22 protein-coding genes are annotated in these 26,894 nt (G+C 71.0%); 13 read left to right on the forward strand and 9 right to left on the reverse strand.

What is annotated here, in order from left to right:
• Positions 1 to 81: 81 nt before the first annotated feature.
• On the forward strand, positions 82 to 909 hold the full coding sequence (locus ACGF3A_RS03965; protein ID WP_393725486.1) for an SAM-dependent methyltransferase: 828 nt from the start codon (positions 82 to 84) through the stop codon (positions 907 to 909).
• A gap of 99 nt (positions 910 to 1,008) precedes the next feature.
• Entirely contained in the window at positions 1,009 to 2,073 is a 1,065-nt protein-coding gene (locus tag ACGF3A_RS03970) for a D-alanine--D-alanine ligase (RefSeq protein WP_393725488.1), read from the forward strand.
• A gap of 198 nt (positions 2,074 to 2,271) precedes the next feature.
• On the opposite strand, the gene ACGF3A_RS03975 is transcribed toward ACGF3A_RS03970, so the two are convergent.
• The 5 genes from ACGF3A_RS03975 to ACGF3A_RS03995 form a co-directional block, all read right to left on the reverse strand.
• Positions 2,272 to 2,889, reverse strand: a complete 618-nt coding sequence (locus ACGF3A_RS03975; protein ID WP_393725490.1) for a DUF1707 domain-containing protein — start codon at positions 2,887 to 2,889, stop codon at positions 2,272 to 2,274.
• 28 nt (positions 2,890 to 2,917) lie between these two features.
• Positions 2,918 to 3,592, reverse strand: a complete 675-nt coding sequence (locus ACGF3A_RS03980) for an EF-hand domain-containing protein (protein WP_393725491.1) — start codon at positions 3,590 to 3,592, stop codon at positions 2,918 to 2,920.
• Between the two features lie 7 nt (positions 3,593 to 3,599).
• Complete coding sequence (locus ACGF3A_RS03985; protein ID WP_393725493.1) at positions 3,600 to 4,445, reverse strand: DUF4239 domain-containing protein; 846 nt, start codon at positions 4,443 to 4,445, stop codon at positions 3,600 to 3,602.
• Complete coding sequence (locus ACGF3A_RS03990) at positions 4,442 to 5,773, reverse strand: urea ABC transporter substrate-binding protein (protein WP_393725495.1); 1,332 nt, start codon at positions 5,771 to 5,773, stop codon at positions 4,442 to 4,444. Before ACGF3A_RS03990 ends, ACGF3A_RS03985 begins: the two co-directional genes overlap by 4 nt.
• Positions 5,774 to 6,023: 250 nt before the next feature.
• Entirely contained in the window at positions 6,024 to 6,632 is a 609-nt protein-coding gene (locus ACGF3A_RS03995) for a tetratricopeptide repeat protein (protein WP_393725497.1), read from the reverse strand.
• Between ACGF3A_RS03995 and ACGF3A_RS04000 the strand changes: the two genes are divergently transcribed.
• Positions 6,631 to 7,014 carry a nuclear transport factor 2 family protein gene (locus ACGF3A_RS04000; RefSeq protein WP_393725499.1) on the forward strand — a complete coding sequence of 128 codons (384 nt, stop codon included), beginning with the start codon at positions 6,631 to 6,633 and terminating at the stop codon, positions 7,012 to 7,014. The two genes, ACGF3A_RS03995 and ACGF3A_RS04000, sit on opposite strands and share 2 nt — an antisense overlap.
• A 20-nt stretch (positions 7,015 to 7,034) precedes the next feature.
• Here the strand turns inward: ACGF3A_RS04000 and ACGF3A_RS04005 are convergent, their stop codons facing one another.
• On the reverse strand, positions 7,035 to 8,699 hold the full coding sequence (locus ACGF3A_RS04005) for a protein kinase (protein WP_393725501.1): 1,665 nt from the start codon (positions 8,697 to 8,699) through the stop codon (positions 7,035 to 7,037).
• Positions 8,700 to 8,748: 49 nt separating this feature from the next.
• Complete coding sequence (locus tag ACGF3A_RS04010; protein ID WP_393725503.1) at positions 8,749 to 9,582, reverse strand: winged helix-turn-helix domain-containing protein; 834 nt, start codon at positions 9,580 to 9,582, stop codon at positions 8,749 to 8,751.
• Positions 9,583 to 9,921: 339 nt separating this feature from the next.
• On the opposite strand from ACGF3A_RS04010, the gene ACGF3A_RS04015 reads away from it, so the two are divergent.
• On the forward strand, positions 9,922 to 12,267 hold the full coding sequence (locus ACGF3A_RS04015) for an ABC transporter family substrate-binding protein (RefSeq protein ID WP_393725505.1): 2,346 nt from the start codon (positions 9,922 to 9,924) through the stop codon (positions 12,265 to 12,267).
• Here the strand turns inward: ACGF3A_RS04015 and ACGF3A_RS04020 are convergent.
• Positions 12,206 to 13,144: an SDR family NAD(P)-dependent oxidoreductase gene (locus tag ACGF3A_RS04020; protein WP_393725507.1), complete on the reverse strand. Its 939-nt coding sequence runs from the start codon at positions 13,142 to 13,144 to the stop codon at positions 12,206 to 12,208. The two genes, ACGF3A_RS04015 and ACGF3A_RS04020, sit on opposite strands and share 62 nt — an antisense overlap.
• 88 nt (positions 13,145 to 13,232) lie before the next feature.
• On the opposite strand from ACGF3A_RS04020, the gene ACGF3A_RS04025 reads away from it, so the two are divergent.
• The 7 genes from ACGF3A_RS04025 to ACGF3A_RS04055 all read left to right on the forward strand — a co-directional run bounded on the left by ACGF3A_RS04025 (position 13,233) and on the right by ACGF3A_RS04055 (position 22,150).
• Positions 13,233 to 13,808: a TetR family transcriptional regulator gene (locus tag ACGF3A_RS04025; RefSeq protein WP_393725509.1), complete on the forward strand. Its 576-nt coding sequence runs from the start codon at positions 13,233 to 13,235 to the stop codon at positions 13,806 to 13,808.
• Positions 13,809 to 14,311: 503 nt separating this feature from the next.
• Positions 14,312 to 16,183 (forward strand): translational GTPase TypA, encoded by a 1,872-nt coding sequence (typA, locus tag ACGF3A_RS04030; protein WP_393725511.1) that lies wholly within the window; start codon positions 14,312 to 14,314, stop codon positions 16,181 to 16,183.
• A gap of 368 nt (positions 16,184 to 16,551) precedes the next feature.
• A complete protein-coding gene (locus ACGF3A_RS04035) occupies positions 16,552 to 18,165 on the forward strand; it encodes an ABC transporter substrate-binding protein (RefSeq protein ID WP_393725513.1) in 1,614 nt (537 codons plus the stop codon).
• 86 nt (positions 18,166 to 18,251) lie between these two features.
• On the forward strand, positions 18,252 to 19,181 hold the full coding sequence (locus ACGF3A_RS04040; RefSeq protein WP_393725515.1) for an ABC transporter permease: 930 nt from the start codon (positions 18,252 to 18,254) through the stop codon (positions 19,179 to 19,181).
• A complete protein-coding gene (locus ACGF3A_RS04045) occupies positions 19,174 to 20,109 on the forward strand; it encodes an ABC transporter permease (RefSeq protein WP_393725517.1) in 936 nt (311 codons plus the stop codon). Before ACGF3A_RS04040 ends, ACGF3A_RS04045 begins: the two co-directional genes overlap by 8 nt.
• 15 nt (positions 20,110 to 20,124) lie before the next feature.
• Positions 20,125 to 21,123 (forward strand): ABC transporter ATP-binding protein, encoded by a 999-nt coding sequence (locus tag ACGF3A_RS04050; RefSeq protein WP_393725519.1) that lies wholly within the window; start codon positions 20,125 to 20,127, stop codon positions 21,121 to 21,123.
• A complete protein-coding gene (locus tag ACGF3A_RS04055; RefSeq protein ID WP_393725521.1) occupies positions 21,116 to 22,150 on the forward strand; it encodes an ABC transporter ATP-binding protein in 1,035 nt (344 codons plus the stop codon). The genes ACGF3A_RS04050 and ACGF3A_RS04055 overlap by 8 nt, the downstream gene beginning before the upstream one ends.
• Before the next feature lie 542 nt (positions 22,151 to 22,692).
• On the opposite strand, the gene ACGF3A_RS04060 is transcribed toward ACGF3A_RS04055, so the two are convergent.
• Entirely contained in the window at positions 22,693 to 23,616 is a 924-nt protein-coding gene (locus ACGF3A_RS04060; RefSeq protein ID WP_393727127.1) for an NADP-dependent oxidoreductase, read from the reverse strand.
• A 211-nt stretch (positions 23,617 to 23,827) separates the two neighbouring features.
• Here ACGF3A_RS04060 and ACGF3A_RS04065 point away from each other — a divergent pair, with 211 nt between their 5' ends.
• Entirely contained in the window at positions 23,828 to 25,111 is a 1,284-nt protein-coding gene (locus ACGF3A_RS04065) for a LuxR C-terminal-related transcriptional regulator (RefSeq protein ID WP_393725523.1), read from the forward strand.
• 143 nt (positions 25,112 to 25,254) lie between these two features.
• Positions 25,255 to 26,892, forward strand: a complete 1,638-nt coding sequence (locus ACGF3A_RS04070) for an ABC transporter substrate-binding protein (RefSeq protein ID WP_393725525.1) — start codon at positions 25,255 to 25,257, stop codon at positions 26,890 to 26,892.
• The last annotated feature ends 2 nt before the right edge of the window (positions 26,893 to 26,894 follow it).

Raw genomic sequence — 26,894 nt, forward strand, 5'->3', positions numbered from 1 at the left:
TCGTATGACATGTCAAACTGCGGTGACCGAGCCCAAGTTGGGAAGCGAGTGAATGCCGTGAAGCGTGAGGCGGAGGATGCCGTGGAGAGTCGACGGGGGATCAAGGAGACGGGCTTCGCGGTCGAGCAGATCGACACGACCACCCCGCACCCCGCCCGGATGTACGACTACTACCTCGGCGGCAAGGACAACTACGAGGTCGACAGGGCGGCGGCCCAGCAGGTCCTCGACCTCGCGCCCGAGGTCGGCGTGAGCGCGCGCGGCAACCGCGCCCTGCTGCACCGCGCGACGCGGGCCGTCGTCCGCGCGGGCATCCGGCAGATCATCGACATCGGCACCGGCATCCCGACCTCGCCGAACACCCACGAGGTCGCCCGCGAGATCAACCCGGACGTCCGCGTCGCGTACGTCGACAACGACCCGATCGTCGCGCGCTACGCGGACGCCAAGCTGACCAACACCGGGAACGCGGGCTTCGTCCTGGCCGACCTGCGCGACCCCGAGGGCATCCTCGACCACCCCGCGCTGCGCGAGGTCATCGACTTCGACGAGCCGGTCGCACTGATGCTGATGGCCGTCATGCACTTCGTCGAGGACGGCGAGGACCCGGGCCGTATCGTCTCCACGCTCACGGACGCGCTGCCCGAGGGGAGCTACCTCGCGCTCACCCACATCACCGCCGACTTCCGCTCGCAGGGCGAGCTCGGCAAGTCGATGAAGGTGTACGACAACGCCACGGCCAAGCTCGTGCTCCGCCCGTACGACGCGATCATGCCGTTCTTCGACGGCTTCGAGCTCCTGGAGCCCGGCCTGGTCCAGATGCCGCTGTGGCGTCCGGACGAGGCGCCGCCGGAGGGTCTGGAGCTGGCGCAGTACGTGGGGTACGGCGGGGTCGGCGTCAAGCGCTGATGGCGCTAGCAGTGCTAGCGGCGCTAGCGGACGGATGATGCTTGGCTTTCCCAAGTCGGTGCTTGGAAAAGCCAAGCATGCTCACTACGCTGCTTCCGCATGAACGGAATGCGTGTGGTGGTCGTGTGCGGCGGCGAGAGCGCGGAACGCGAGGTCTCGCTGGCCTCCGGCCGGTCGGTCGCCGCTGCCCTGCTGGAGCTCGGGCACGAGGTGGTGCTGGTCGATCCGGCCGCGGGGGAGCCGGTCCTGGCCGGGCCGCTGCGGCCCGGCGAGGCGGTGGACGGGGCCGACGGCGTCGCGGTCGGCAAGGAACCGCCGTCGCTCGCGGGCCAGGCGCGGGCGCGCGAACGCGTGCACGCCGCGCTGACCGGGGGCCCGGTCCTGGAGCTGCTGCGCGGCGCCGACCTGGTCTTCCTGGCGCTGCACGGGGGCTGGGGCGAGGACGGCCATGTGCAGGCGCTGCTGGAGACGGCCGGTGTGCGGTTCACCGGCGCGGACAGCGCCGCCTGCGCGGCCGCCTGGCACAAGGGCCGCGCGCAGGCGGTCCTCGGCGCCGCCGGACTGCCGGTACCGGAGCGGGTGCTGTGGCGGCCGGGCGCCGAGGAGATGCCGTCCGCCGTGCGGCGGCTGGTGACGGCGGGGCCCGTGGTGGCCAAGCCCGTCGCCGAGGGGTCGAGCGTCTCGGTCCACCGGGCCGCGTCGCCGCCGGAGCTGGAGCGGGCGGCGGCCGAGGCGGCGGCCGCCGGTTCCGGGGTGGAACTTATGGTCGAACCCTTCCTGCCGGGCCGGGAGTTCACGGTGGCCGTGCTGGGCGGCGAGACGCTGCCGGTCGTCGAGATCGAGCTGACGACGCCGCTGTTCGACTACGCGGCCAAGTACCAGCCCGGCGCGGTGAACGAGGTGTGCCCCGCGCACGTCCCCGACGACTTCGCGGACCGCCTGCGGGGGCTCGCGTCGCGCGCCCATCGCGCGCTGGGGTTCGGCCCCGGTACGTACTCGCGCACCGACTTCCGCTGCGACGCGGCGGGCGAGCCGATGTGCCTGGAGGTCAACGCGCTCCCGGGACTGACCGCGGGAAGCCTGCTGCCGCGCGCGGCGGACGGCGCGGGTTGGACGTACGCCGACCTGATCCGCCGCCTCGTGGACCTCGCGGGCCCGGCGTGACCCTGGTTGCCCTCGCCTCGGGGCTGGGCAGGGGGTGCCCCGTGCCGTGGGTTGCAGGCCGCGGCCGTCGTCGTGGCTTGTCGCGCAGTTCCCCGCGCCCCTGAGGCCTCAGGGGCGCGGGGAACTGCGCGCGCAACCACCCACAACCCGCGGTCTGCGACGGACAGGGCGGGGCAGCCCCTGCCCAGTGGCCACGGCCTACTCGACGGCCGGATTGTTGCGCAGCTTGCGCCGCTCCCAGCGGTTCGGGTGGCGGACGACCACGCCCGCCATGCCGCCGGACCCGGTGAGGCGTACCAGCGGGGTGCCCGGCAGGCGGTCGGGGGTGGTCTTGTCCGCCAGGCCGCCGATGCCGGGGTCCATGCCGTCGGTGTTCACGGCCCAGGAGTCGGGGAGGACGAGCGTGACCCCGGCCATCTCCCCGTACGCCTCCACGGCGATCTCGGCGAGGCGGCACTCGACCCGGGTGAAGTCGACTTTCACGCCGCCCATGCCGCCGCGCGCGACGATGTGCGCGGGGACCTCCCAGCGCCCGGGGCCCCGGGAGGCGCCGTGCATGCCGCCCTTGAGCACCAGCGGCGGCAGGCTCTCGGCGGGAGGCGAGCCGGGCAGGTCGGCGGTGAGGACGGCCAGTTCGGCGTGGGTCTTGGCCTTCAGCGCCCGCTCCAGGCGCTCATCCAGCTCGTCGAGGTCGAGACGCCCCTCGGCCGCCGCGTCGCGCAGGCGCTCCACCACTTCGTCCCGGTCGGCGTGGGAGGCGCGCAGCTCCCCCGGGGGGACCGCGGACGGAGTGGGCTCCGGAGGCTGGGACGTCATGCCACAAGGATAGGCGGGGCCCTAGCCCCTAGTACCGGCCGCGCTGTTGACGGGGGGTCGGTGGGGGTGCGCCGAGGAGCCAGTTGCCCTGGGCTGCCGGGTCGGTGCTGCTGAAGAACTCGACGAACGCCTCGTGGATCTCGTTGTGCTCCAGGGTCCCGCTCGCGTCACGGTCCAGCGTGCGGTACGCCGTACGCAGGTCGCGCTCCGAGACGAGGCGGAAGGCGGCGGCGAGCAGCACCCGGTACTCGCGCTCGGAGACCTGGTTGTCGCCGTCCTCGTCGGCGACGTCGATCATCGCGCAGCACAGCGAGTTCACGGCCGCCAGCAGCGAACGGCGCTCCTCCACGAGGGCGTTCGCCATGTGCGTGACGAAGACGTCCCTGGTCAGCGGGGTGCCATCGGCCGTGCCCGCGCGGCGCGCCTCGTGCTCGTGGCGCCGCCACAGCTTGCGGAAGCAGGCGTGCAGCCGCCGCTGCTCGCGGCTCCCGGGGCGGTGGCTGAAGGCGCGTGCCGCGCGCAGCGCCGCCAGCTCGTAGTCGTGGAACGTGATCCGCCCGTCCCCGTCCGCGTCCAGGCAGTCGAACCAGCGGTTCATCTTCCACCGCAGCAGCGCGTCCACCCGCGCCGGAGGGAGGCCGACCCCGGCGTGCGGCGGGGGGTGGCGGCGGCCGAAGGGCCAGACGGACGGCGGCGGAGACACGGGCGGCTCACCTTTCGCGTGATCGCAGATGGATCAGGACGGTCTCGAAGGCGTCGGGAGTGATCGCGGAGTTGCCGCTGAACGGCTGCTCGAAGGAGGTGACGAGGAAGACGGAGAGCGCCACGACGGCGGCCAGTACGGAGACGATGACGCGCTGCACCCAGTCCCGCCGCACGCCGAAGAAGAAGACCATCACGACAGCCAGCACGCCGCCGCAGTAGAACATCATCCACACGACCGACGGCACGTCGCGCACGCTCGCGCGCAGCCGCAGGCGGCGGCTGTCGTCGAGCTGGTTGAGCCGCTCGATGGACGGCGCGTACAGCGCGTTCTCGCGGTCCTTGGGGCCCATGCTCGTGTAGATGGTCCACAGTTCGGCGAGCGCGGCCTGCGCCTGCGGGTCGGAGCCGCGCCGGGTCATGGTGTGCCACTCGTCGTTGACGACGATGCTCGCGTAGGTGAGGGAAGCTTCCTGCACCTGCCGGTGCACGGGTCCGGAGAAGCCCTTGGACATGCGCTCCAGGTCGGCGAGCGCGTTGGCCTCTTGAGAGGCGGTCGCGTCGGCCCGGGTGTAGCCGTCGTAGACGACCACCACGGAGAAGTGCACGAGCGTGGCGTAGAGGGAGCCGATGATCGCGAAGACCGCGGCCTGCACGGCGCTGTTCTGCTCGGCGACCACGTGTCGCACGCCGTGTCTGGCCAGCGGCAGCCCCGCGTTGACCAGCACGATCGCCGCGGCGACCAGCAGCAGGCCGGCCACCACGGCGGGGAGTTCCGCGGTCCGGATGACGACCAGCGCCGCGCCCGAGCCGAGGAAGAGGATCCAGTGGATCCACAGACGGTGGTGTTTCACGGTGATCCGGGCCGGGATTCCTGGGAGAGTTCGGGGCCGCCGGGCGGGCGCTCCCAGCGCCGGCCCCAGCCGTGGTAGAGGTGGCTGACGAGACGGTCCCAGTCCTGTCTGCTGCGGTACGGGCTGTAGGGCGCGGGGCGGATCACGGCCTCCGAGGACCAGACCTGCTCGATCCGCCCGTCGAGCCGGATCCGGCCGAGGCGGGCCCGCTTCCACAGATGGCGGTTCTCCCGGTCGGCGTAGACGGTGCCGCCCGGCGCGCGGAACGAGGCGCCGCGCACCGAGCGCAGCACGTCCTGCGGCTCGACGCTCCCGGCCGCCCTGACGGCGCGCGCCCACAGATGGACCTGTGCGTAGGCGGCGGCGACGGTGTCGGAGACGTGCGCGGCGCCGTAGCGCTTCTTGAACTTCGCGACGAAGCGGGCGTTGGCCGCGTCGGACAGCTCCTCGAAATAGTTCGCCGCGACATAGTCGCCCGCGACGTAGGCCCCCGCCTTGCTGCGGGTGTCCTGGGAACGCAGCTCCCATTCGTCGGCCACGAGATTCAGCGTGGGAATACGCACGGAACCGCCGTCGGCGCCCTTCTTCCGAAGGCGTGTGAAAAACGGTGCGTTTGTGTCTCCAGCGAGTGCTGAGACGATGAGATCGGGCTTAAGTTCACGGATTCTCCGGATGGTGCCCGACACCTTCTTTGAGTCCGGCGGGAGATAGTCCTCGCCGACCACCTTGCCGCCCGCCGCGGCGAGTTGGGAATGCACGAGAGCCAGGGAGACCCGGGGATAGATGTAATCGGAGCCGACGAGAAAGAAGCGGCGCGCCCCGTTGTCCAGGAACCACTGCACGGCCGGGGTGATGTACTGGTTCGGGGTCGCGCCCGTGTAGACGACACGGCGCGAGGTCTCGCCGCCCTCGTAGACCGCGGGGTAGAAGAGCAGGCCGCCGTGGCGCTCGACGACGGGGATCATGCTGCGGCGCGCCGCCGAGGCGTACCCCCCGAAGACCGTGCGGACTCCCTCCCTGGTCAGCAGCCTGTCGGCGGCCCGCGCGAACCGCCGTCCCTCCGACTGCCCGTCGGCCAGCACGGGCACGACCTCCCTGCCCAGCAGCCCGCCGCGCGCGTTGATCTCCTCGACGGCCATCACCGTCGCGTCGTTCAGCGGCTTCTCCGAGTCGGCGAGCCGGCCGGTGTGGGAATAGAGAATGCCGACCTTCAGGGGCGGCAGCGCATGCGGATCCGCGGGCGTCACGGCCGAGACCAGCAGCACGTATCCGAGCACGGCGGCCGTCATCAGCGCGATCATGCCGCGCTCACGAGGCGTCTGTTTCATGACGCGCGGCGCGAATTACCGTGCGTGCGGGAACGAGTGGGGAATCCGGGCGCCTCTATGGCTTGCGAGAATACGAGGACGAGTGTCATCATGCCCCTCCTTTGACCCCCGACAGGCCCTGAAAGCGACCTGTTGCGAGCATCTACGAGAAGGCTGCCCAGAGTCCACGGATTTCCCCGTTCAGGCTCGAAGGAGTGAAATAAGCGCCGGACACGCCGACTTCACCGGATCGGCCGCTTCCCAATTACGGCTAAACCTGTTTCGGGGAATGGGAAGAGCCGGGCTCCGCGGGGCCGGGCTCCACAAGGAGGCGCGCGTAGTTCGCCATCGAGCGCTGATAGCGGGGGAGATGCCGGGCCAGGGCGCCGACCGCGAGGGAGACGGCCTCGCGCTCCCGGCCCACGTCGGTGAGGGCCAGCGCGAGCGTCGCCCGTACGGCATCGTCCAGGTGGTCGGAGCCCGCGTCCAGCTCGGCGGTCAGCAGAGCGATGCTCTCGTCCTGTTGGCCGAGGTTCCTGAGTGAACTGGCCAGTTGGATGACCGCGCGGCGACGGCGCTCGCCCGGCAGGGTGCCCTTCAGCGCCTCCCGGTAGAGCGGAACCGCGCGGTCCGGGTGGCCGGTCGAGTCGAAGGCGCAGGCCCGCTCGAAGGCCGCGACCGGGCTGCCCGGCGGCAGTTCGTCCGCCAGCCCGTCGATCAGCGCCCGGAACTCCTCCTCGCCGTGGGCGTCGATCGACTCCCACGCCGCCGCGGAGCGCCGCTCCCAATCCCCGTCCCCGTCCACGTCCCCGTCCCCGTCCCGGTTCACGTACGTCTCCTCGCCGGTCGTTGTCAGTGCCCGCTGGAAGACTACGGGCATGGAACCGACAGGCGTGATCGATGAGTTGTGGAAGCGCATGGAGGCCCGCGACTGGGCGGGTGTGGGCGAGCTGCTGACCGAGGACGCGGTCGTGGAGTGGCCGGTCACGGGCGAGCGGATCGTCGGCCGGGCGAACTATGTCGCGGTGAACAGCGAGTATCCCGAGGGCTGGTCGATACGGGTGCTGCGGGTGGTCGGCGCGGCGGGCAGCGACCAGGTCGTCTCGGAGGTCGAGGTTCCGCATGCCGAGCTGGGCGTCTTCCGCGCCGCTTCCTTCTGGACGGTCCGCGACGGCCGCGTGACCGCCGCGCGGGAGTACTGGACGGATGTCGGCGGCGAGCAGCCGCCCGCCTGGCGCCAGCCGTACACGGAGGTGCTGTAGCGCCCCGGAGAGGGGAGAGGTCAGCAGTGGATGAAGGCCGTGACCGCCCGGTCGTTCTCCTCGGGGGAGAGGTTGCTCCGGGTCCAGCTGTCGATGTGGCCGACCTCGCGGTGGTCCGCGCTGTAGAGCGTGATGGGGTTCCCGTGGCTGCGCAGGGAGCTGACCGTGACGCGCAGCCCTGCGAGGTCGTACCTGCCGCAGTCCTTGGCGTACGCCATCTGGCCGGTGCCGTCGTAGCCCTCGAAGACACAGGCGCGGCCGTAGTCGCAGGCCCCGTAGCCGTCCACCTTGCCGACCTCGGTGATCTTGGGCGTGGCCTTTTCCCCGGAGGGTTCCCCGGGGCCGTCGGAGGGCTTCCCCTTCTCCCCGCCCCCGCCCCCGCCGTCGGGCCCGTCCTCCCCCTTCTCCGTCTGCCGGGGCGAGGACCTGTCCGGCTTTCCCGCCCCGGCCTGTGCGGGGGAGGACGGGGCCTCGCCGGAGTCCGAGGGCTTCCGCGTACGGGCCGGTCCGCCGGCGGACGGCTCCGGGGTCCGGCCCGGCCGGGACGCGCTCGGTGCTGGGGAGACGGCGTCGTCCGCGCGGTCCCCCTCCCCGCCGCCGTCCCGGGCCCACGGTCCCGGGACGAACAGCCAGCCGCAGAGGGCCAGCGCCACGACGAACGAGACGGACACCACGCCGACCACGGCGGCCCGGCAACGGCGTCGCTCGCCGTCCCCGGACGCCGGAACGGACATCGGAACGGACGCCGGAACGGGAGCGGCGTTCGTCTCGTATCCGGCCGGGCCCGGGCCCGGGGCAACGGGCGGGGGCGAGGGAGGGGGAGGGGACGCGGCGTCCTCCCCCGCGCGGTCGGCGCTCAGCGCCAGACGGCGCAGGGTGTCGCGGACCTCGGCCGCGTCGCGGGGGCGCTCCCCCGGCTCCTTGGCCAGCAGCCGCTGCGCCAGCTCGTCCACGGCGGCGGGGATCTCCGGACGGCGGTCTGTGAGCGACGGCGGGGCCTCCGTCGTGTGCTGCCGCATCAGGCTGTGCGGGGTGACGCTCTCGAACGGGGGCAGGCCCGTGCACAGTTCTGTCAGCATGCAGCCGAGGGCGTACAGGTCGCAGCCCGGTTCGGCGGCCTCTCCCTTGAACAGCTCCGGAGCGAGATAGGGCAGGGTGCCCATCACGGCCCCGGTCGGCGTCAGCTTCCAGTGCGCGGCCAGGTTCTTGGCGATGCCGAAGTCGACGACCTTGGCGCGGCCGTCGGGCCCGATCAGCACGTTCCCCGGCTTGATGTCGCGGTGCACGATGTGCTGCCGGTGGACGGCGTCCAGGGCGTCGCTCACCTCGGAGGCCCAGGTGAGCGCCTGGTTCAGCGAGGGAGTGCCGCCCGCGAGCGACTCGTCCAGGGACGTGCCGTCGACCAGCTCCATCACCACGTAGATCTGCGGCTTCGCGGCGGGGGCCACGGTCACTGTGCCGTACTCGTGGACCGTCACTATGTGCGGATGGTTGAGGCTTCCGGCGAGCAGGGCCTCGTGGAGGAAGCGCTCGGCGTCGGCCGCGCCCGAGGCGGAGTTGGCGACCTTGATGGCGACATGGCGCCGCATCCGGGTGTCGAACGCACGCCATACGGTTCCGAATCCGCCCTGGCCCAGCTCCTTCAGCAGGCGGTACCGCCCGTCGAGGATTTCCTGCGGCTGCACGCCGTGTCCTCCCGGAGAGTGCTCGGAATGCCGCGCGGGGGCGGCACTTTCAGTTCGCGCCGATCGAGGAGAAGTGCAGGCGGTACCCGACCCCGCGCACCGTCTCCAGGATCCGGGGCTTCGCGGGGTCGTCCTCGACGCACTGGCGCACCTCGTACACCAGATGCGCCAGGTCCGTCCGCCGCGCTTCCCGCATGTCCACGGGGTCGTCCCACACGGCGGCGATCAGTTCGGCGTAGCCGAAGGTGATCTCGCCGGGGGCCAGCCGCTCGCCGCGTGAGGCCATGTGGCGCAGCAGGTGGTGGCACATGGGCCGCAGCCCCTCGACGGGGGTGTACCGGTCGGCGTCGACGCGGTAGACGCGGCTCGTGACCCAGTCGTAGTGGAGGCCGGGCCGGAAGGGGGGCGCCACCGGAGCGGGGGCGGGGACGGTGCCGTGCTCGGCGATGTAGGTCAGCTGCCAGTGGCGCTGCTCCCCGCGCGCCGAGACGTCGGCGAGGACCAGCAGGGTGTCGCCGTGCCGCAGCAGCGTCCGGCCGACCAGCTGTTCCCCGTCAGGGGAGCCCGGGCCGTGACCCGGGCCATGGGCGTGACCCGGGCCATGGCCGTGACCCGGGTCGTGGCCGTAATGGGTGTCGGGCCGGAGCCGTGTGCCGTTCCTGCCGTGGCAGGTGGCCCACCACTGGCCGTCCTCGTCGCGGTCGAGGACGAGATGCAGACGGCTGACCAGGCCCTGCGGGTCCGGCTCCAGCGCGAGGTCCGGTTCGTGGTGCGGCGCGTTCCTGCCCACGGTGCGGCGGGTGCCGTCCAGGGTCAGGCGGTGGACCTGCCCTGTCGGCGAGACCACTCTGAGGTGCGGCAGCCGCGTATCGCTCCCCGTCATCTCCTCTTTCCAGCCCTGATGCGGTTCGACGACGGCACTCTAGCGACAACACGCCGCCCCACAGCGCCAATTGGCCTTCGGTCACCTTGAATACGGCGTCCGCTGCCGGAACGGCCGAAAACCGGCGCCCCGAGGGAAGCCAACGAGTCCCGGCGCGTCCCATCGGGCCGTTCGGGCCCCGCGGCGTGCTCCGCACGGGTGGCAAGGGGTGGGGTGCGCGCCGTGTCTGCGCGACGCGCGGGGCGGGCTCGCCTTCAGTGGGGCGAAAGATGTGATGAGCCGCCAAAGCCGCCGATCGTGGACGTGAGCGGGGAGCGGCCAGCTCCGGAGGTTTCAGCCATGCGAACCGTCCCCGAAAGACCAGCCCCCGACGCCACCGGTCCGTTCGCCGGTTCCGCCGCGCTCCGGCGCCGTACCGTCGCCCTGCTCACGGCGGGCGTCCTGCTGCCGCTGCCCCTCGCCGGATGCAGCTCGGCCGAGGGCGACACGGGCGGCGGGGGGAGCGGGGCGAGCGGCGAGGCCGTACGGGACGTGCCGTCGGCGGCGCGCGGCGAGGTGGCGTCCGGCGGCACGCTGCGCTGGGCCGTCGACAAGCTGCCCGCGACGCTGAACGCCTTCCAGCCCGACGCCGACGAGGCCACCGACCGCGTCGCGGGCGCCACCCTGCCCGCGCTCTTCTCGCTGGATGAGAAGGCGAAGCCGGAGCCGAACCCCGACTATCTGAGCGAGGCCGAGGTCACGGAGACCGAGCCCCGCCAGACAGTGGTCTACAAGCTGAACCCCAAGGCCCGCTGGAGCGACGGCCGCGCCCTCGGCGTGGCGGACTTCAAGGCCCAGTGGCGGGCCCTGCGCGGCAAGAACAGCGCGTACTGGACGGCGCGCAACGCCGGGTACGACCGCATCGGCAAGGTCACCAGGGGCGAGGGGGCGCACGAGGTGAAGGTCGTCTTCGCCCGCCCGTACGCCGACTGGAAGTCGCTGTTCACGCCGCTCTACCCGCGCGACGTGATGGCCGACCCGGAGAAGTTCAACGACGGCGCCCGTACGTCGCTGCCCGCGTCGGCGGGCCCCTTCCGCCCCGCGAAGGCGGGCAAGGGCTCGCGCCCGGCGGTCCTGGAGCGGAACCCGCGCTGGTGGGGCGAGCGCGCCAAGCTGTCGCGGATCGAGCTGAAGGCCGTGCCGCGCGCGAAGCGCGGAGCCGCGCTGCGGGCGGGCGACGTCGACCTCGCGGACGTCGACACCAAGGCCGCACGGCGCGTCGCCGAGGCCAACAAGTCGGACCTCGGCGACCACGCCGGGGACACCAGCGGCAAGGGCCAGGAGAAGGGGAAGGGCAAGGGGCGGGCCCGGCAGCAGCGCACCGCGGCCCAGCAGCGGGACGACCGCGCGCTGCGTACGTACGCCCTGCGCAAGGCCCTCGACCCGGCCTACACCCAGCTCTCCCTGAACGGCGCGAACGGCCCCCTCGCCGACGAGCGCGTCCGCCGCGCGGTCGCTCGCGCCCTGGACCGCGACGAGCTGGCGAAGCAGGCGCTCAGCGGGTCCGGGCTCCCCTCGGACCCGCTCGGCAGCCATCTGCGGATGACGAGCCAGGACGGTTACGAGGACAACAGCGAGGCCGTCGGCGGCCGGGACCTGGAGTCCGCGCAGTCGCTGCTCGCCGACGCGGGCTGGAAGGGCGGCGGCCCTCTCTCCCGCGGCGGCCACGACAAGCCGGCCGCCGCCGGTGCCGACAAGGCGGACGAGCGGGACGGCAAGCAGGGGGAGGACAAGAAGGGCGGCAAGGACGGGAAGGACGGCGAGAAGCCCGCGCGCATGGCGCCCGGTGGACCGGCCGAGCCGCCCGCCGAGGCCCCGGCGCCCGATGCCGCCGCGCCCGTGCCGCACCGGCTGGAGGCCGAGGCGGCCACCGTGCCGATCAGCGCGGAGGTCGCCCGCCAGGTGACCGGCAGGCCCCTCAGCCTCGTCCCCTCCACCACGGCGCAGCGCGCCGCGGTCCTGGAGCAGGCCGCCCGCGCCGACATGGCACGGGCACGCAAGGCGGACTCGCGCGGCGGCATGCGGCGCGCCCGCGCGGCGCTCGCCCGCGCCCAGGCCGTCGGCGCCAGGGCCCACGAGCTGACCATGCTCTCGCGCGGTACGGCCACGGCCGTACGCACCAAGGACGGCAAGCCCCTCGCGCTCCGCTTCGTCCTCCCGGCCGGGCCCGGCTCGGAGCAGATCCGGGCGACGGGGGAGCGGATCGCCGACATGCTCAACGGGGTCGGGATCCGCACCCAGATCAAGGAGGTGTCCGACGCGAGCTACTTCAAGGACCACATCGCCGCGGGCGAGTACGACCTCGCGCTGTACTCCTGGCCCGCCACGGCCTACCCGGCCACGGACGCCCGGCCGATCTTCGCCAAGCCGCAGCCCGCTGCCGACGGCTCGCTGCTCGTCGAGCAGAACTACTCCCGCGTCGGCACCGACCAGATCGACCAGCTCTTCGAGCAGGCGGCGGGCGAGCTCGACGACGGGCGGCGCAGGGACCTGATGAAGAAGGCGGACGCCCGTATCTGGGCCGCCGCGGGCTCGCTGCCGCTCTACCAGCGGCCCCAGCTCGTCGCGGCCAAGGACCGCGTCGTCAACGCCGGGGCCTTCGGCTTCCAGACCCCCCGCTACCAGGACATCGGCTTCCGCCGCTGAGCGGCGCCAGCCGCTCGCACATCTCCCATATCGCCGCACGGACGACAGGGTCGCCGGTGCCCGCGGGCCAGCGGGACCGGCGGCCCTTCATGTCGAGGTAGCCGCCGCCCGGGGCGGCGGGGCCGGTGACCGCGCGCACCACGTTCCGCGCGGGCGCGGCCGTGTCGCCCCACAGCACCGGCATCAGCGCGCGCACCAGCGGCACGAACGGGCGTACGAGCCGGGGGTAGGTCCGGGTCGGCAGCGCGCGGTTCATCGGGGTGTCGGCGTGGCCCGGGTAGACGACGGTGACCGCCACGCCCCGTTCCGCGCAGTGCCCGGCGAGCGTACGGCTCATCGCCGTCAGGGCGAGCTTCGAGCGGTTGTACTGGGTGTCGGTCAGCCAGCCGGAGAAGCGCTTCTCGGCCTGGAGATTGCCGGGGTCGAGCGTGCCCCGGGGGATTCCCCCGGTGACATTGACCACCCGCGAGGGCTCACCGCTCTCCTCCGCGCCCCGCCGCAGCGGGGCGAGCAGCAGCCGGGTGAGCAGGTACGGCGCCAGTACGTTCCCGGCGAACGCCGATTCGATCCCGTCCTCGGTCAGCAGGCGGCCCGGCGGGTTGACGCCCGCGTTGTTCACCAGGCAGTGCAGCGCGCCGTGCCGATCGGTCACGGCGGCGGCCAGGGCGCGTACCTCCCGCTGGCTGGTCACGTCGGCGGTGAACGCCTCCACGGCGGCGTTCCCCGTGCCCTCCCGCAGCTCGGCTGCGGCCGCGGCCGCCCGCGCGGGGTCGCGCCCGGTGAGCACGACGCGCGCCCCGCGCGCCGCCAGTGCCCTCGCCGTCTCCTTGCCGATCCCTCCGGTGCTACCAGTGACCAGGACTGTCCTGCCGTCCATGGCTGCCCTCCGTTCTTGTTATCAGCGCTCTGAATATGTCACCAGGTGACAGGTTAGACAATGGGAGACCGAAAGTAGACTGTGCGGCATGAGTCTCCGTGAGCGCACCCGTGCCGCCGTCCGGGCCGAACTGGCCGCGCTCGCGCTGGAGCTCTTCGCCGAGCGCGGCTTCGAGGAGACGACCGTCGACGAGGTGGCCCGCGCGGCGGGGATGTCCAAGCGGAGCCTCTTCCGCTACTTCCCGACGAAGGAGGACATGGTTCTGGGCTCCGCCGAGGCCATGGGCGAGGCGGTCGCGGCCGAGCTGCGGGCCCGCCCCGAGGGGGAGGAGCCGTGGGAGAGCCTGCGCGTGGTGCTGTGCGCCTGGGAGGAGCGGATCTCCTCCTCCGCCGAGCGGCTCGCGCGGCTCCGTCTGGTCGAGGAGACGCCCGCGCTGCACGCCCGCTGGACCCAGCGGCGTGAGTCGGCTCGCCGTGAGATCGCGGCGGCCCTCCGCGGGCGGTCCGGCGCCGGGCCTGGTCTGGACGCCTTCACCGCCGACCTGCTCACCTCCGCCGCGGCGGCGGCGCTGGAGTCGTCGACGAGGGAATGGCTCCGCAGCGACGGGAAGAAGTCCCGCTCAGCACTCCTGCAAGAAGCCTTCACAAGACTGCACCCCAGCTAGAGAGCACCCCCAGGGGTGCAGGGCTGTGTGCCCCGCCATGACGTCGGGGCTTGCCCCTGTTCCCTCCAGGGGCGCGGGGCTGTGCTTGTTTTGCGGCTCCGCCGCGCGTCAGGGCTTGCCCCTGTTCCCTAAGGGGCGCGGGGAACTGCGCGACAAGCCACGACGCGGCTGCAGTCCGCGAAGCACGGCCCGGGGCACCCCGAACCCGGCTCTTTCGCCGGTGCACCCGGCGTGGGGGGCTGCGCTTGCCAACCCTGCGCCTTGCGCAGACTTCCCAAGCTCAGCAGGGGGAAGGGAGCAGACTTCCCAAGCTTCGCGGAGGGAGAGGTGGGGCGTGCCCCCGTGTGGGGTGGCCCCCGGGGAGGGGGTACCAGGAGGGGCCGGAAATGCCCGCGGAGGCTCTGTCTCGAGCGGGCCCGTACCATGGTTGACGAGGCCGCGGCGAAGATCAGCCCGGCGAGGGGACGCACCCCCACCCCCATCAACCCGGGAGAAGCGCCGCAGTGCCCACGCGCAACGACATCCGTAACGTCGCCATCGTCGCCCACGTCGACCACGGCAAGACGACTCTGGTCGACGCCATGCTCAAGCAGGCGGGAGCCTTCGCAGCCCACCAGCTGGAGTCGGTGGACGACCGGGTGATGGACTCCAACGACCTGGAGCGCGAGAAGGGGATCACCATTCTCGCGAAGAACACCGCGGTCAAGTACCACCCCAAGGACGGCGGGACCCCCGTCACCATCAACATCATCGACACCCCCGGCCACGCCGACTTCGGCGGTGAGGTCGAGCGCGGCCTGTCGATGGTCGACGCGGTCGTGCTGCTGGTCGACGCGTCCGAGGGCCCGCTGCCGCAGACCCGCTTCGTGCTGCGCAAGGCGCTGGACGCACGGCTCCCGGTCATCCTGTGCATCAACAAGACGGACCGCCCCGACGCCCGTATCTCGGAGGTCGTGGACGAGACGTACGACCTGTTCCTGGACCTGGACGCGGACGAGGACCAGATCGAGTTCCCGATCGTCTACGCCTGCGCGCGGGACGGCATCGCCTCGCTGACCCAGCCCGCCGACGGCGAGGTGCCCTCGGACAGCGACAGCGTGGAGCCGTTCTTCACGACGCTGCTGGAGACGGTCCCGGCGCCGGTGTACGAGGAGGACGCGCCGCTCCAGGCGCACGTCACGAACCTCGACGCGGACAACTTCCTCGGTCGTATCGCGCTGCTGCGCGTGGAGGCGGGGGAGCTGAAGAAGGGCCAGACCGTGGCCTGGATGAAGCGCGACGGCTCGGTGCAGAACGTGCGCATCACCGAGCTGATGATGACCGAGGCGCTGACCCGCAAGCCCGCCGAGAAGGCCGGGCCCGGGGACATCTGCGCGGTGGCCGGCATCCCGGACATCATGATCGGCGAGACGCTGGCCGACCCGGAGAACCCGGTCGCGCTGCCGCTGATCACCGTGGACGAGCCCGCGATCTCGATGACGATCGGTACGAACAACTCGCCGCTGGTCGGCAAGGGCGGCAAGGGCCACAAGGTCACCGCGCGGCTGGTCAAGGACCGGCTCGACCGTGAGCTGATCGGCAATGTGTCCCTCCGTGTGCTGCCCACCGAGCGCCCCGACACCTGGGAGGTGCAGGGCCGCGGCGAGCTGGCCCTCGCGATCCTGGTCGAGACGATGCGCCGCGAGGGCTTCGAGCTGACCGTCGGCAAGCCGGAGGTCGTCACGCGGGAGATCGACGGCAAGCTGCACGAGCCGATCGAGCGGATGACGATCGACGCGCCCGAGGAGCACCTGGGCGCGATCACGCAGCTCATGGCGACCCGTAAGGGCCGTATGGAGACCATGACGAACCACGGCTCCGGCTGGGTGCGCATGGAGTGGATCGTGCCGTCCCGCGGCCTGATCGGTTTCCGTACGGAGTTCCTGACGGAGACCCGCGGCACCGGCATCGCGCACTCGCTCTTCGAGGGCCACGAGCCGTGGTTCGGCGACCTGCGCACGCGCCACAGCGGCTCGCTGGTCGCGGACCGCGCGGGCAAGGCGACGCCGTTCGCGATGATGAATCTCCAGGAGCGCGGCACGATCTTCATCGAGCCGGGCACCGAGGTGTACGAGGGCATGCTGGTCGGCGAGAACTCCCGTTCCGACGACATGGATGTCAACATCACCAAGGAAAAGAAGATGACCAACATGCGCGCGGCCTCCGCCGACACGACGGAGAACCTGGTGCCGCCGCGCAAGCTCTCGCTGGAGCAGTCGCTGGAGTTCTGCCGCGAGGACGAGTGCATCGAGGTCACGCCGGAGACGATCCGTATCCGCAAGGTGAACCTCGACATGAAGGAGCGTGCCCGCGCCGCCGCGCGCGCCAAGCGGTGACGCTCCGCTAGCACGACGTTCCGCACAGGGGCCGTACAGGGGCCGTACCCATTCCGGGTGCGGCCCCTGTTGCGTGCCCGGGCGTCCGTATACCGGACAGCTGCGAAATTTATGTCCGCTTAATGTCCGGGTTAGCGGTAGTTTGTTCACCGTTTATCGGACGCTTCACCAAAACGTGATCCGGAATCTCTGGTTCAACCTGGCTGTATTGGCCAATAGTGGGCGCATAAAGCTCGGGTTAATGGGTCACGCACCGTAGACGGCGCCGACTCCGCGAGCATGGGGGCGAGTTGCGAGGCCGACGGAGTCGTCGGTCCTGTCGCACCGCCCCCTCTCCCTTGGTGAACGACTCCTGAGGAGGAGGCTCCATGCGTGGTGCGAAGACGATGAAGTGGTCGGCGCTGGCGGCAGCGGTGGCCGTGGCCGCCACGGCGTGCGGCGGCGGGTCCGGCAGCGGCGGGTCCTCCGCCTCGGGCAAGCCCGAGGGCTATGTCTCGATCAACGTCAACGAGCCGCAGAAGCCGCTCGTCCCGGCCAGCACCAACGAGAGCCAGGGCGCCTACGCCATCGAGTCGCTCTTCACCGGCCCGGTGAAGTACGACCCGTCGGGCAAGCTCAAGAACGCCAACGCGGAGTCCGTCACCACCAAGGACTCCAAGACCTGGACGATCAAGCTCAAGAAGGGCTGGAAGTTCCACAACGGCGAGGAGGTCACGGCCGACTCCTACGTCAACGCCTGGAACTGGAACGCCAACATCGCCAACAACCAGCAGAACAGCTTCTGGTTCGAGGACATCAAGGGCTACGACGACGTCCACCCGGAGAAGGGCAAGGCCAAGACGGACAAGATGTCCGGCCTGAAGGTCGTCGACGACCACACCTTCACCGTCGAGCTGACCCACCCGGTGTCGTACTTCAAGCAGAAGCTCGGCTACTACACCTGGGCCCCGCTGCCCAAGGCCTTCTTCAAGGACCCGAAGCGCTTCGGCCAGAGCCCCGTCGGCAACGGCCCGTACACCTTCCAGAAGTGGACCCACAAGAAGCTCATCCAGGTCAAGGCCTGGAAGGGCTACAAGGGCGACAACAAGGCCAAGAACAAGGGCATCCAGTTCAAGGCGTACTCCGGCTACGAGGCGTCCTACCAGGACGTGCTCTCCGGCAACCTGGACATGAGCCCCCAGGTCGCGCCCAAGGACCTGCCCAAGCGCAAGGCCGACTTCGGCAACCGGGCCATCGACAAGCCCTACGCGGCGACCCAGAGCATCACGCCGGCTTTCTACTCCAAGTCCTTCAAGGACGTGGACCCGAAGGTGCTGCAGGGTCTCTCCATGGCGATCGACCGCAAGACGATCACCAAGACGGTCCTCCAGGGCACCCGCGTCCCGGCGACCGGCTTCATGCCCGACCTGGTCCAGGGCTACCAGAAGCTGGACACCGACATCTTCACCTACAACCCCAAGAAGGCGAAGAAGCTCATCAAGGACGGCGGCGGCGTCCCGGGCAACAAGCTCTGGATCCAGTTCAACGCCGACGGCGGCCACAAGGAGTGGGTGACCGCGGTCTGCGAGTCCATCCGCAAGGCCACCGGCATCGAGTGCGTCGGCGACTCCAAGCCGGACTTCCAGACCGACCTGGACGACCGTGACGCGGACAAGGTCAAGTCCTTCTACCGCGGTGGCTGGGTGGCCGACTACCCGCTGAACGTCAACTTCCTCAAGGAGCTGTACGGCACGAAGGCCCAGACGAACTACGGCAAGTTCTCCGACAAGGAGATCGACGGCATGTTCGAGAAGGGCGACAACGCCGGCAGCCTCAAGGACACGGTCAAGGACTACCAGGCCGCCGAGCGCCGGATCGTGGAGAAGATGCCCGCGATCCCGCTCTGGGACTACGCCGCCAACGTCGTCCACACCGACGGCGTCGACAACGTCAAGGTCAACTACCGCGGCGACGTCGTCATGACGGACGTCACTGTCAAGTAGCTCCCGCGCGCACCCGTACGTCCCGTGGCCGCGCCGCACCGCGCGCGGCCACGGGGCGCACGCCTTAACCCCCCTACGGAGGCACCATGGGGCGCTATGTCGCGCGGCGACTGCTCCAGATGATCCCGGTCTTCATCGGGTCAACCCTGCTGATCTTCTGCATGATGTACGCGCTGCCCGGCGACCCGGTGAAGGCCCTGTGGGGCGAGCAGTCGGCCGACCCGGCGCAGATGGCGGCCCTCAAGCACCAGCTCGGCCTCGACCTTCCGCTGTGGCAGCAGTACTGGAACTACCTCAGCGGGCTCTTCCAGGGCGACTTCGGCACCCAGATCGCCAGCCAGCGGCCGGTCGCCGACGTCATCGCCCAGGCGTTCCCCGTGACCGTACGGCTGACGCTGTTCGCCTTCGTCTTCACCGTCGTCGCGGGCATCCTGCTCGGCCTGGTCGCCGGGCTCCGCGCGGAGAAGGCCCTCGACCGGGCCGTCCTCTTCCTCACCCTGCTGCTGATCTCGGTCCCCAGCTTCGTGCTCGGCTTCCTCTTCCAGTACGTCTTCGCCTTCCAGCTCGGCTGGGTCACCCCGACCGTGCAGGACTCGGAGGCCTGGGGTCAGCTCTTCCTCCCCGCGATCGTGCTCGCCGCGCTCTCCCTGGCGTACGTCACCCGGCTGACCCGTACGTCCGTCGCCGAGAACATGCGCGCGGACTACATCCGCACCGCGATCGCCAAGGGGCTGCCGCGCCGCCGCGTCGTGGGCGTCCACCTGATGCGCAACTCGCTGATCCCCGTGGTCACCTTCCTCGGCACCGACGTCGGCTCGCTGATGGCGGGCGCGGTCGTCACCGAGGGCATCTTCAACGTCCACGGCATCGGCAACGCGGTCTTCGAGGCCCTCAACCGCCGCGAGGGCTCGACGGTCGTCGGCATCGTCACGCTGATCGTCATCGTCTACCTCGTCGCCAGCCTGATCGTCGACCTGCTTTACGCGGTCCTGGACCCGAGGATCCGTTATGCCTGAGACCGCAACGCTTCCCGAGGCCACGGCCTCCGCGACCCCGGCACCCCAGAAGAACGCTCCGGTCAAGGGCCGCAGCCTCTGGTCCGACGCCTGGCGCGACCTGCGGCGCAACCCGCTCTTCCTGATCTCGGCGGTGCTCATCGTCGTGCTGCTGGTGATGGTGGCCTTCCCCGGCCTCTTCACCTCCGCCTCGCCCCGCGACGGCGACCTGACCAAGCACTTCCAGGGCGACCCGAACTACGGCCACTTCTTCGCCGCCGACTGGTTCGGCTACGACGGCCAGGGCCGCTCCGTGTGGGCCCGCATGGTCCACGGCGCGCGCGCCTCGGTGATCGTCGGGATCTCCGTGACCGTGCTCGTCACGATCGTCGGCGGCACGATCGGCATGCTCGCCGGATACTTCGGCGGCTGGCTCGACAGCCTCCTGTCCCGGATCACCGACATCTTCCAGGGCATCCCCTTCATGCTCGGCGCCATGGTCGTGCTGACCACCTTCGCCGAGCGGAAGGTCTACGTCGTCATCGCGGCGCTGCTCTTCCTTGGCTGGACGCAGGTGGCCCGTATCGCGCGCGGCGCCGTGATCACCGTCAAGCAGCAGGACTACGTGCAGGCGGCGCGGTCGCTCGGCGCGAGTACGAGCCGGATCCTGTTCCGGCACATCGTGCCCAACGCGCTGGCCCCCGTCATCGTCGTCGCCACCACCGCGCTCGGCGGCTACATCGGCGCCGAGGCCACCCTGTCGTACCTCGGCATCGGCCTCTCGGAGCCCGCGATCTCCTGGGGCATCGACGTCGCGGCGGGCAAGGACGCCCTGCGCACGGCCCCGCACATCCTGATTTCCCCCGCCATCATGGTGTCGATCACCGTCCTGGCGTTCATCATGCTCGGCGATGCGGTGCGCAACGCCCTCGATCCCAAGAGCCGTTGAGGGAGGCGCGACACCATGAGTGACAACCAGGACAACCAGCCGCTGCTCGACGTGCGTGACCTGCACGTCGACTTCCACACTCGGGACGGCGTTGTGCACGCCGTCAACGGCGTCAACTACGACGTCCGCGCGGGCGAGACCCTGGCCGTGCTCGGCGAGTCCGGTTCCGGCAAGTCCGTCACCGCGCAGGCGATCATGGGCATCCTCGACATGCCGCCCGGGCGCATCCCGAAGGGCGAGATCCTCTTCCAGGGCCGGGACATGCTCACGATGTCCCGGGAGGAGCGGCGCAAGCTGCGCGGCGCCAAGATCGCCATGATCTTCCAGGACGCGCTCTCCTCGCTGAACCCCGTGCTCAGCGTGGGCTATCAGCTCGGCGAGATGTTCCGCGTCCACCAGGGCATGGGCCGCAAGCAGGCCAAGGCCAAGGCGATCGAGCTGATGGACCGGGTGAAGATCCCGGCCGCCAAGGAGCGGGTGAACGACTACCCGCACCAGTTCAGCGGCGGCATGCGCCAGCGCATCATGATCGCGATGGCGCTCGCCCTGGAGCCCGAGCTGATCATCGCGGACGAGCCGACGACGGCGCTGGACGTGACGGTGCAGGCGCAGGTCATGGAGCTGCTGGCCGAACTGCAGCGCGAGTTCAACATGGGGCTCATCCTCATCACCCACGACCTGGGCGTCGTCGCGGACGTCGCCGACAAGATCGCGGTGATGTACGCGGGCCGCATCGTCGAGACCGCGCCCGTCAAGGAGCTGTACCGCGCCCCGGCCCACCCGTACACCCGGGGACTGCTCGACTCGATCCCGAGGCTCGACCAGAAGGGCAAGGAGCTCTACGCGATCCAGGGCCTGCCGCCGAACATGGCGCACGTGCCCACCGGCTGCGCCTTCCACCCGCGCTGCCCGGTCGCGAAGGACATCTGCACCACGGACCTGCCCGTGCTCGCCGAGGCCGGCGAGGGGCGCGGCAGCGCGTGCCACTTCTGGAAGGAGACCCTCCATGGCTGAGCGCCCCGAGCCCATCCTGGAAGTCCGGGACCTGGTCAAACACTTCCCGCTGACGAGCGGCGTCGTGGTCAAGCGGCAGGTCGGCGCCGTGAAGGCCGTCGACGGCATCTCCTTCGACCTCTACCCGGGCGAGACCCTGGGCATCGTCGGCGAGTCCGGCTGCGGCAAGTCCACGGTCGCCAAGCTGCTGATGAATCTGGAACGGCCGACGTCGGGGACGATCCGCTACAAGGGCGAGGACATCTCGCGGCTGTCGGGCCGCGCGCTGAAGGCTGTCCGCCGGAACATCCAGATGGTCTTCCAGGACCCCTACACGTCCTTGAACCCCCGTATGACGGTCGGGGACATCATCGGCGAGCCCTTCGACATCCACCCGGAGGTGGCGCCGAAGGGTGACCGCCGGGGGCGGGTGCGTGAGCTGCTGGACGTGGTGGGGCTCAACCCGGAGTACATCAACCGGTATCCGCACCAGTTCAGCGGTGGTCAGCGGCAGCGCATCGGAATAGCGCGGGGCCTGGCGCTCCGCCCGGAGATCATCGTCGCGGACGAGCCGGTCTCGGCGCTGGACGTCTCCGTCCAGGCCCAGGTCGTCAACCTGATGGAGAAGCTGCAGGACGAGTTCGGCCTGTCGTACATGTTCATCGCGCACGACCTGTCGATCGTCCGGCACATCTCGGACCGGGTCGGTGTCATGTACCTCGGCAAGATGGCCGAGATCGGCACGGACGAACAGATCTACGAGCACCCCACGCACCCCTACACCCAGGCGCTCCTCTCCGCCGTGCCCGTGCCGGACCCCGAGGCGCGGGAGGGGCGGGAGCGGATCGTCCTCGAAGGGGACGTGCCCTCGCCCGCGAATCCGCCCTCGGGGTGCCGGTTCCGCACGCGGTGCTGGAAGGCGGAGGCACGGTGCGCGACCGAGGTCCCGTTGCTGGCCGTTCCGTCCAGCGCGACGGGCGGCGCGGCCCACGAGTCGGCCTGCCACTTCGCGGAAGAGCGCGCGGTGGTGACCTCGACCGCCGATTAGGGCTTGCCCGCACAGTCCCCCGCGCCCCTGAAGCCACCCCTCCGGCCCCCGCTTCAGGGGCGCACCCTTGCTCCGCCCTCCACCCGCTGTGCTTGGCAGGCCTGCGCTTCTCCCTCCGCCCCACTGTGCTTGGGAAGTCTGCTCCCTCCGCCCTGCGAAGCTTGGGAAGCCTGTGCTTCTCCCTCCGCTGTGCTTGGGAAGTCTGCGCAAGGCGCAGGGTTGGCAAGCGCAGCCCCCTGCGCCGGGTGCCCCGCGCAACTGGGCCGGGTTCGGGGTGCCCCGGGCTGTGCTTCGCGGGCCGCGCCCGCGTGGGGGCTTGTCGCGCAGTTCCCCGCGCCCCTAATCGGGCAAGCCCCGAAGTCTTGGACCCGTCGCGCCCACGCGGCGGAGCCGCAAGTCAGACACAGCCCCGTGCCCCTGAGGGAGAAGGGGCAAGCCCCGAAGTTTTGAACCGGTCGCGCCCACGCGGCGGAGCCGCGAAACGAAGACAGGTCCGTGCCCCTGAGGGGGCACCCTCTTGCGTTTGGGGTCGGGCACTCTCGTTAGGTCACTACCAGCACCAGCTTGCCCCGCACATGCCCCCGCTCGCTCTCCTCATGAGCGAGGCCCGCGTCCGCCAGGGCGTAGAGGCCGTGGACCGGCAGTCGTAGGGTGCCCGTCCGGTGGAGGGTGAGGGCCTCCTCAAGTGCGGGGCCCATCAGGTCCAGGTCGCTGCCGCCGGAGAAGTGGACGCCGTGCCGGGCCGCTTCCCCGTACTCGGCGATGGCGACGACCCGCCCGGTGCCACCGGCCAGCTCGACGGAGAGGGCGAGCGAGCCCCCACGCTGCGCCCCGTCGAGTGCGGCGTGCACACCGTCGGGGGCGAGGGCGCGTACGCGCGCGCCCAGCCCCTCCCCGTAGGCCACGGGCTCGGCCCCCAGCTCGCGCAGCAGCCCGTGGTTGGCCTCGCTCGCCGTGCCGATCACGCGGATGCCGCGCGCCACCGCGAACTGGGTGGCCAGGATGCCCACCCCGCCCGCGGCGGCGTGCAGCAGCAGGGTCTCGCCCTTCCGCACCTCCAGCTCATGGAGGCAGCGGTGGGCGGTCTCGGCGGCCGTGGGGACGGCGGCGGCCTCCGCCCAGCCGAGGGTGGCCGGGCGCCGGGCCACATGGCGGGCCTCGGCCAGCGCCTGCCCGGCGTAGGAGCCGGTGACGGTACGGCCGAAGACCTCGTCCCCGACGGACAGGTCCGTCACCCCGGGCCCGGTGGCCGTCACGACCCCGGCGGCCTCGATGCCGGGCACATGGGGGAGCGTCACCACGAAGTGCTCCCGTACCGTGTCGCGGCGGATCTTGTGGTCGAGCGGGTTGACCCCGGCCGTACGGACGGCGATCCGGATCTGTCCCGGGCCGGGCCCGGGGACTTCGACGGTGGCCGGGGCGAGGACGTCGGGGCCGCCGTAGCGGTCGAAGGCGATGGCCTTCACGGAGACGGGGGCCGTGGTGTCTGTGGTGCTCGGCATGGCGGGGAGTGTCCTCCGGACGCGATGGGTCGGGCGGTCGTACCGGCGGTCGTACCGTCGCTGCTGACCCCTTCACCCTCTCCCCGCCGTACGGGCGGCCCGCCCCGCCGTACGGCCGGTTCCACCTGCCCGTAGGTCGAGTCCGCCGCCGCCCGTACGGCCGTACGGTGGCGGGGTGGACCGAGCCTGGACGAGCCCCGAGGAGGCGCTGGCCCGCGCCGTCGAGCTGGTGGACACGCCGCCGCAGGGCCTGCTGGAGCGGACCTCGCAGCTGCTCGGCGGCCTGGTGCCGCACTCCGTGGCCGCGCAGCTCAGCGAGGTGAGCGCCTACGCGCCGCAGCAGACGACCGGCACCGACGGCGCGCTGGCGGCCCGGATCACCGGCCGCGAGCTGGGCGAGCTGAGCGTGCACGTACGGGCGGGCGAGCCGTGGCAGGGCGAGGGGGTGCTCGGCGGGGAGCGCAGGCAGGTGCTCGCCGTGGGCTCCACCTCGCGGGGGACCGGCAGTGCCTTGCTGGTGCTGGCCGACGTGGGCGCAGCCCCGCTGACGGGCCCGGTCCTGGCGGCCGTGCAGCGGGTGTGGGACCTGGCGACCGTGTACGCGTACCGGCTGTCCGCCGAGGGGTACCCGGAGCGCACCGCGCTCTCCGGGGCCGCCGCGGCGGCGCGGGCGCAGCTCGTCGCGGAGCTGACGGACGTGCACGCCGCGGCGCTCGGCGGGGTCCTCACGGCGCTGCGCTCCTCCTCGCTGGACGACGCGACGGCGCGCCGCGTGGCCGTAGAGCGGGCCGTGGACGCGCTGGTCCGGCTCCGTGAGCGGCCGTACTGGGACGGCGTGTGGAGCGAGGAGAGCGCGGACGACGCGTTCCAGCGGCTCGTGCGCGAGCTGCGTCCCCTCTTCCGGCACGGCGCGGTGCGGCTCTCCCTGCGCGCGCCCGGCACCGCGCGCCCGCTGCCGTCCGACGTGGCGCACACCGCGCGCGCCGCGGTACGGGCAGCGGTGCTGGCGATGCGGGAGCAGGAGGGGCTCGCCCGGATGCATGTCGGCTGGTGGGTGGAGGGCGAGGGGGACGTGCTGTGCGCCGCGGTGCGGGACGACGGTCCTGGACGGCTCGACCGCGGCGCGCTGCTGAGCCGCCACCACGGGGAGCGGGTCGCGGCGCTGGGCGGCGGGGTGGCGGTGGACGCGGTCCCGGACTGGGGGACGACGGTGCGGGTCACGCTGCCGCTGGCCCTGACGGCGTCGGCGTCCGAACAGCCCCTGGCCGGGCTGCATCCCCGGGAGCTGGAGGTCCTGGAGCAGCTCGCGCTCGGCCGCCGCAACCGGGAGATCGCGGCGGCGCTGCACATCAGCGAGTCGACGGTGAAGTTCCACGTCACCAACATCCTGAGCAAGCTGGGCGTTTCCTCGCGCGGGGAGGCGGCGGCCCTCGCGCGGGGGACGCGCCCGGGCCCGTAGACCGGCGTCACCGGCGCCACCGGCGGCCGGGACCGCCCATGGCCCCCCATTGGGAGGAGCGGTGGCCCGGTGAACCGGGCATATAGGGGCAAAAGGGTGTTATCTGGTTCCGAGTCACAATCTCGGGACCAGGGAGGCACCTCATGCGCGGAGCCACGCGCCTCACATGGGCCGTCGCCAGTGCCGTGGCGGTCGCACTGACGGCCACCGGCTGCGGCGGGGGCGACGACGGCGGAGGCGGGGGAGGGGGCACGAAGAAGGGCGTCGTCCGTGCCTTCTGGACCGACCCGCAGAACCCGGTCGAGCCCGCGAACACCAACGAGGTGCAGGGCGGCAAGGTCCTCGACATGACCTTCCGCGGCCTCAAGCGCTACAACCCGGAGACCGCCAAGGCCGAGAACGCGGTGGCCCAGTCGATCGACACGACCGACCAGCAGAACTTCACCGTGAAGCTCAAGCCGGGCTGGAAGTTCTCCGACGGCACGCCCGTCACCGCCAACTCCTTCGTGGACGCCTGGAATTACGGCGCGCTGGTCACGAACAAGCAGATCAACTCGTACTTCTTCGAGTACATCGACGGCTACGACAAGGTCCACCCCGAGAAGGGCAAGCCGAAGGCGAAGAAGCTCTCCGGGCTGAAGGTGAAGGACAAGAACACCTTCACCGTGAAGCTCAACCAGAAGTTCTCCCTCTGGCCCGAGACTCTCGGCTACAGCGCCTACGCGCCGCTCCCGAAGGCGTTCTTCAAGGACCACGACGGCTGGCTGAAGAAGCCCATCGGAAACGGCCCGTACAAGGTGGATTCGTACATCAAGGGCCAGTCCATGAAGCTGTCGAAGAACAAGCACTACGCGGGCCCCGACAAGCCGAAGAACAAGGGCGTCGAGCTCCGGGTCTACACCGACCAGAACACCGGCTACACGGACCTGCAGGCCGGGAACCTCGATGTCGTCGACGAACTCCCCGCCGGGCAGCTCAAGAACGCGAAGAAGGACCTCGACGGCCGGTACATCAACCAGCCCGCCGGAATCCTGCAGACCGTCTCCTTCCCGCTCTACGACAAGAACTGGAAGGGCAAGAAGGCGGAGATGGTCAAGCGCGGCCTCTCGATGGCGATCGACCGCGAGAAGGTCACCGAGAAGATCTACCACGGCACCCGCGAGCCCGCGACCGACCTCACCTCGCCCGTCCTGAAGGAGGCCGGCGGCTTCAAGGAGGGGCTGTGCGGCGAGGCGTGCGAGTACGACCCGAAGCGGGCCAAGAAGATGATCGCAGCCGCGGGGGGCCTGCCCGGCGGCAAGATCACCATCACCTCGAACGTGGACACCGGCTCGCACCGGCAGTGGATGGAAGCCGTCTGCAACAGCATCAACGACACGCTCGGCAAGAACAGCGCGTGCAGCGTCAACCCCGTCCCCACCTTCGGTGAGTTCCGCAGCGACGTCACCGGCAAGAAGATGAAGGGGCTCTTCCGCACCGGCTGGCAGATGGACTACCCGCTCATCCAGAACTTCCTCCAGCCGCTGTACTACACGGACGCCTCCTCCAACGACTCGCACTACTCCAACAAGCGGGTCGACGAGCTCATGGACCAGGCGAACGAGTCGGAGGAGGGCGCCGCCATCGCGAAGTTCCAGCAGGCGGAGAAAATCGTCCTCGACGAGATGCCCGCCATTCCCCTCTGGTACCAGAACGGGAACGCGGGCTACTCCGACCGCGTCAGCGGTGTGAAGCTCAATCCCTTCTCGGTCCCGGTCTTCACCGACATCAAGGTCAAGTGACC

It is taken from the genome of Streptomyces sp. NPDC048172, from assembly GCF_043202595.1.
In the GTDB taxonomy this organism is placed as follows: domain Bacteria; phylum Actinomycetota; class Actinomycetes; order Streptomycetales; family Streptomycetaceae; genus Streptomyces.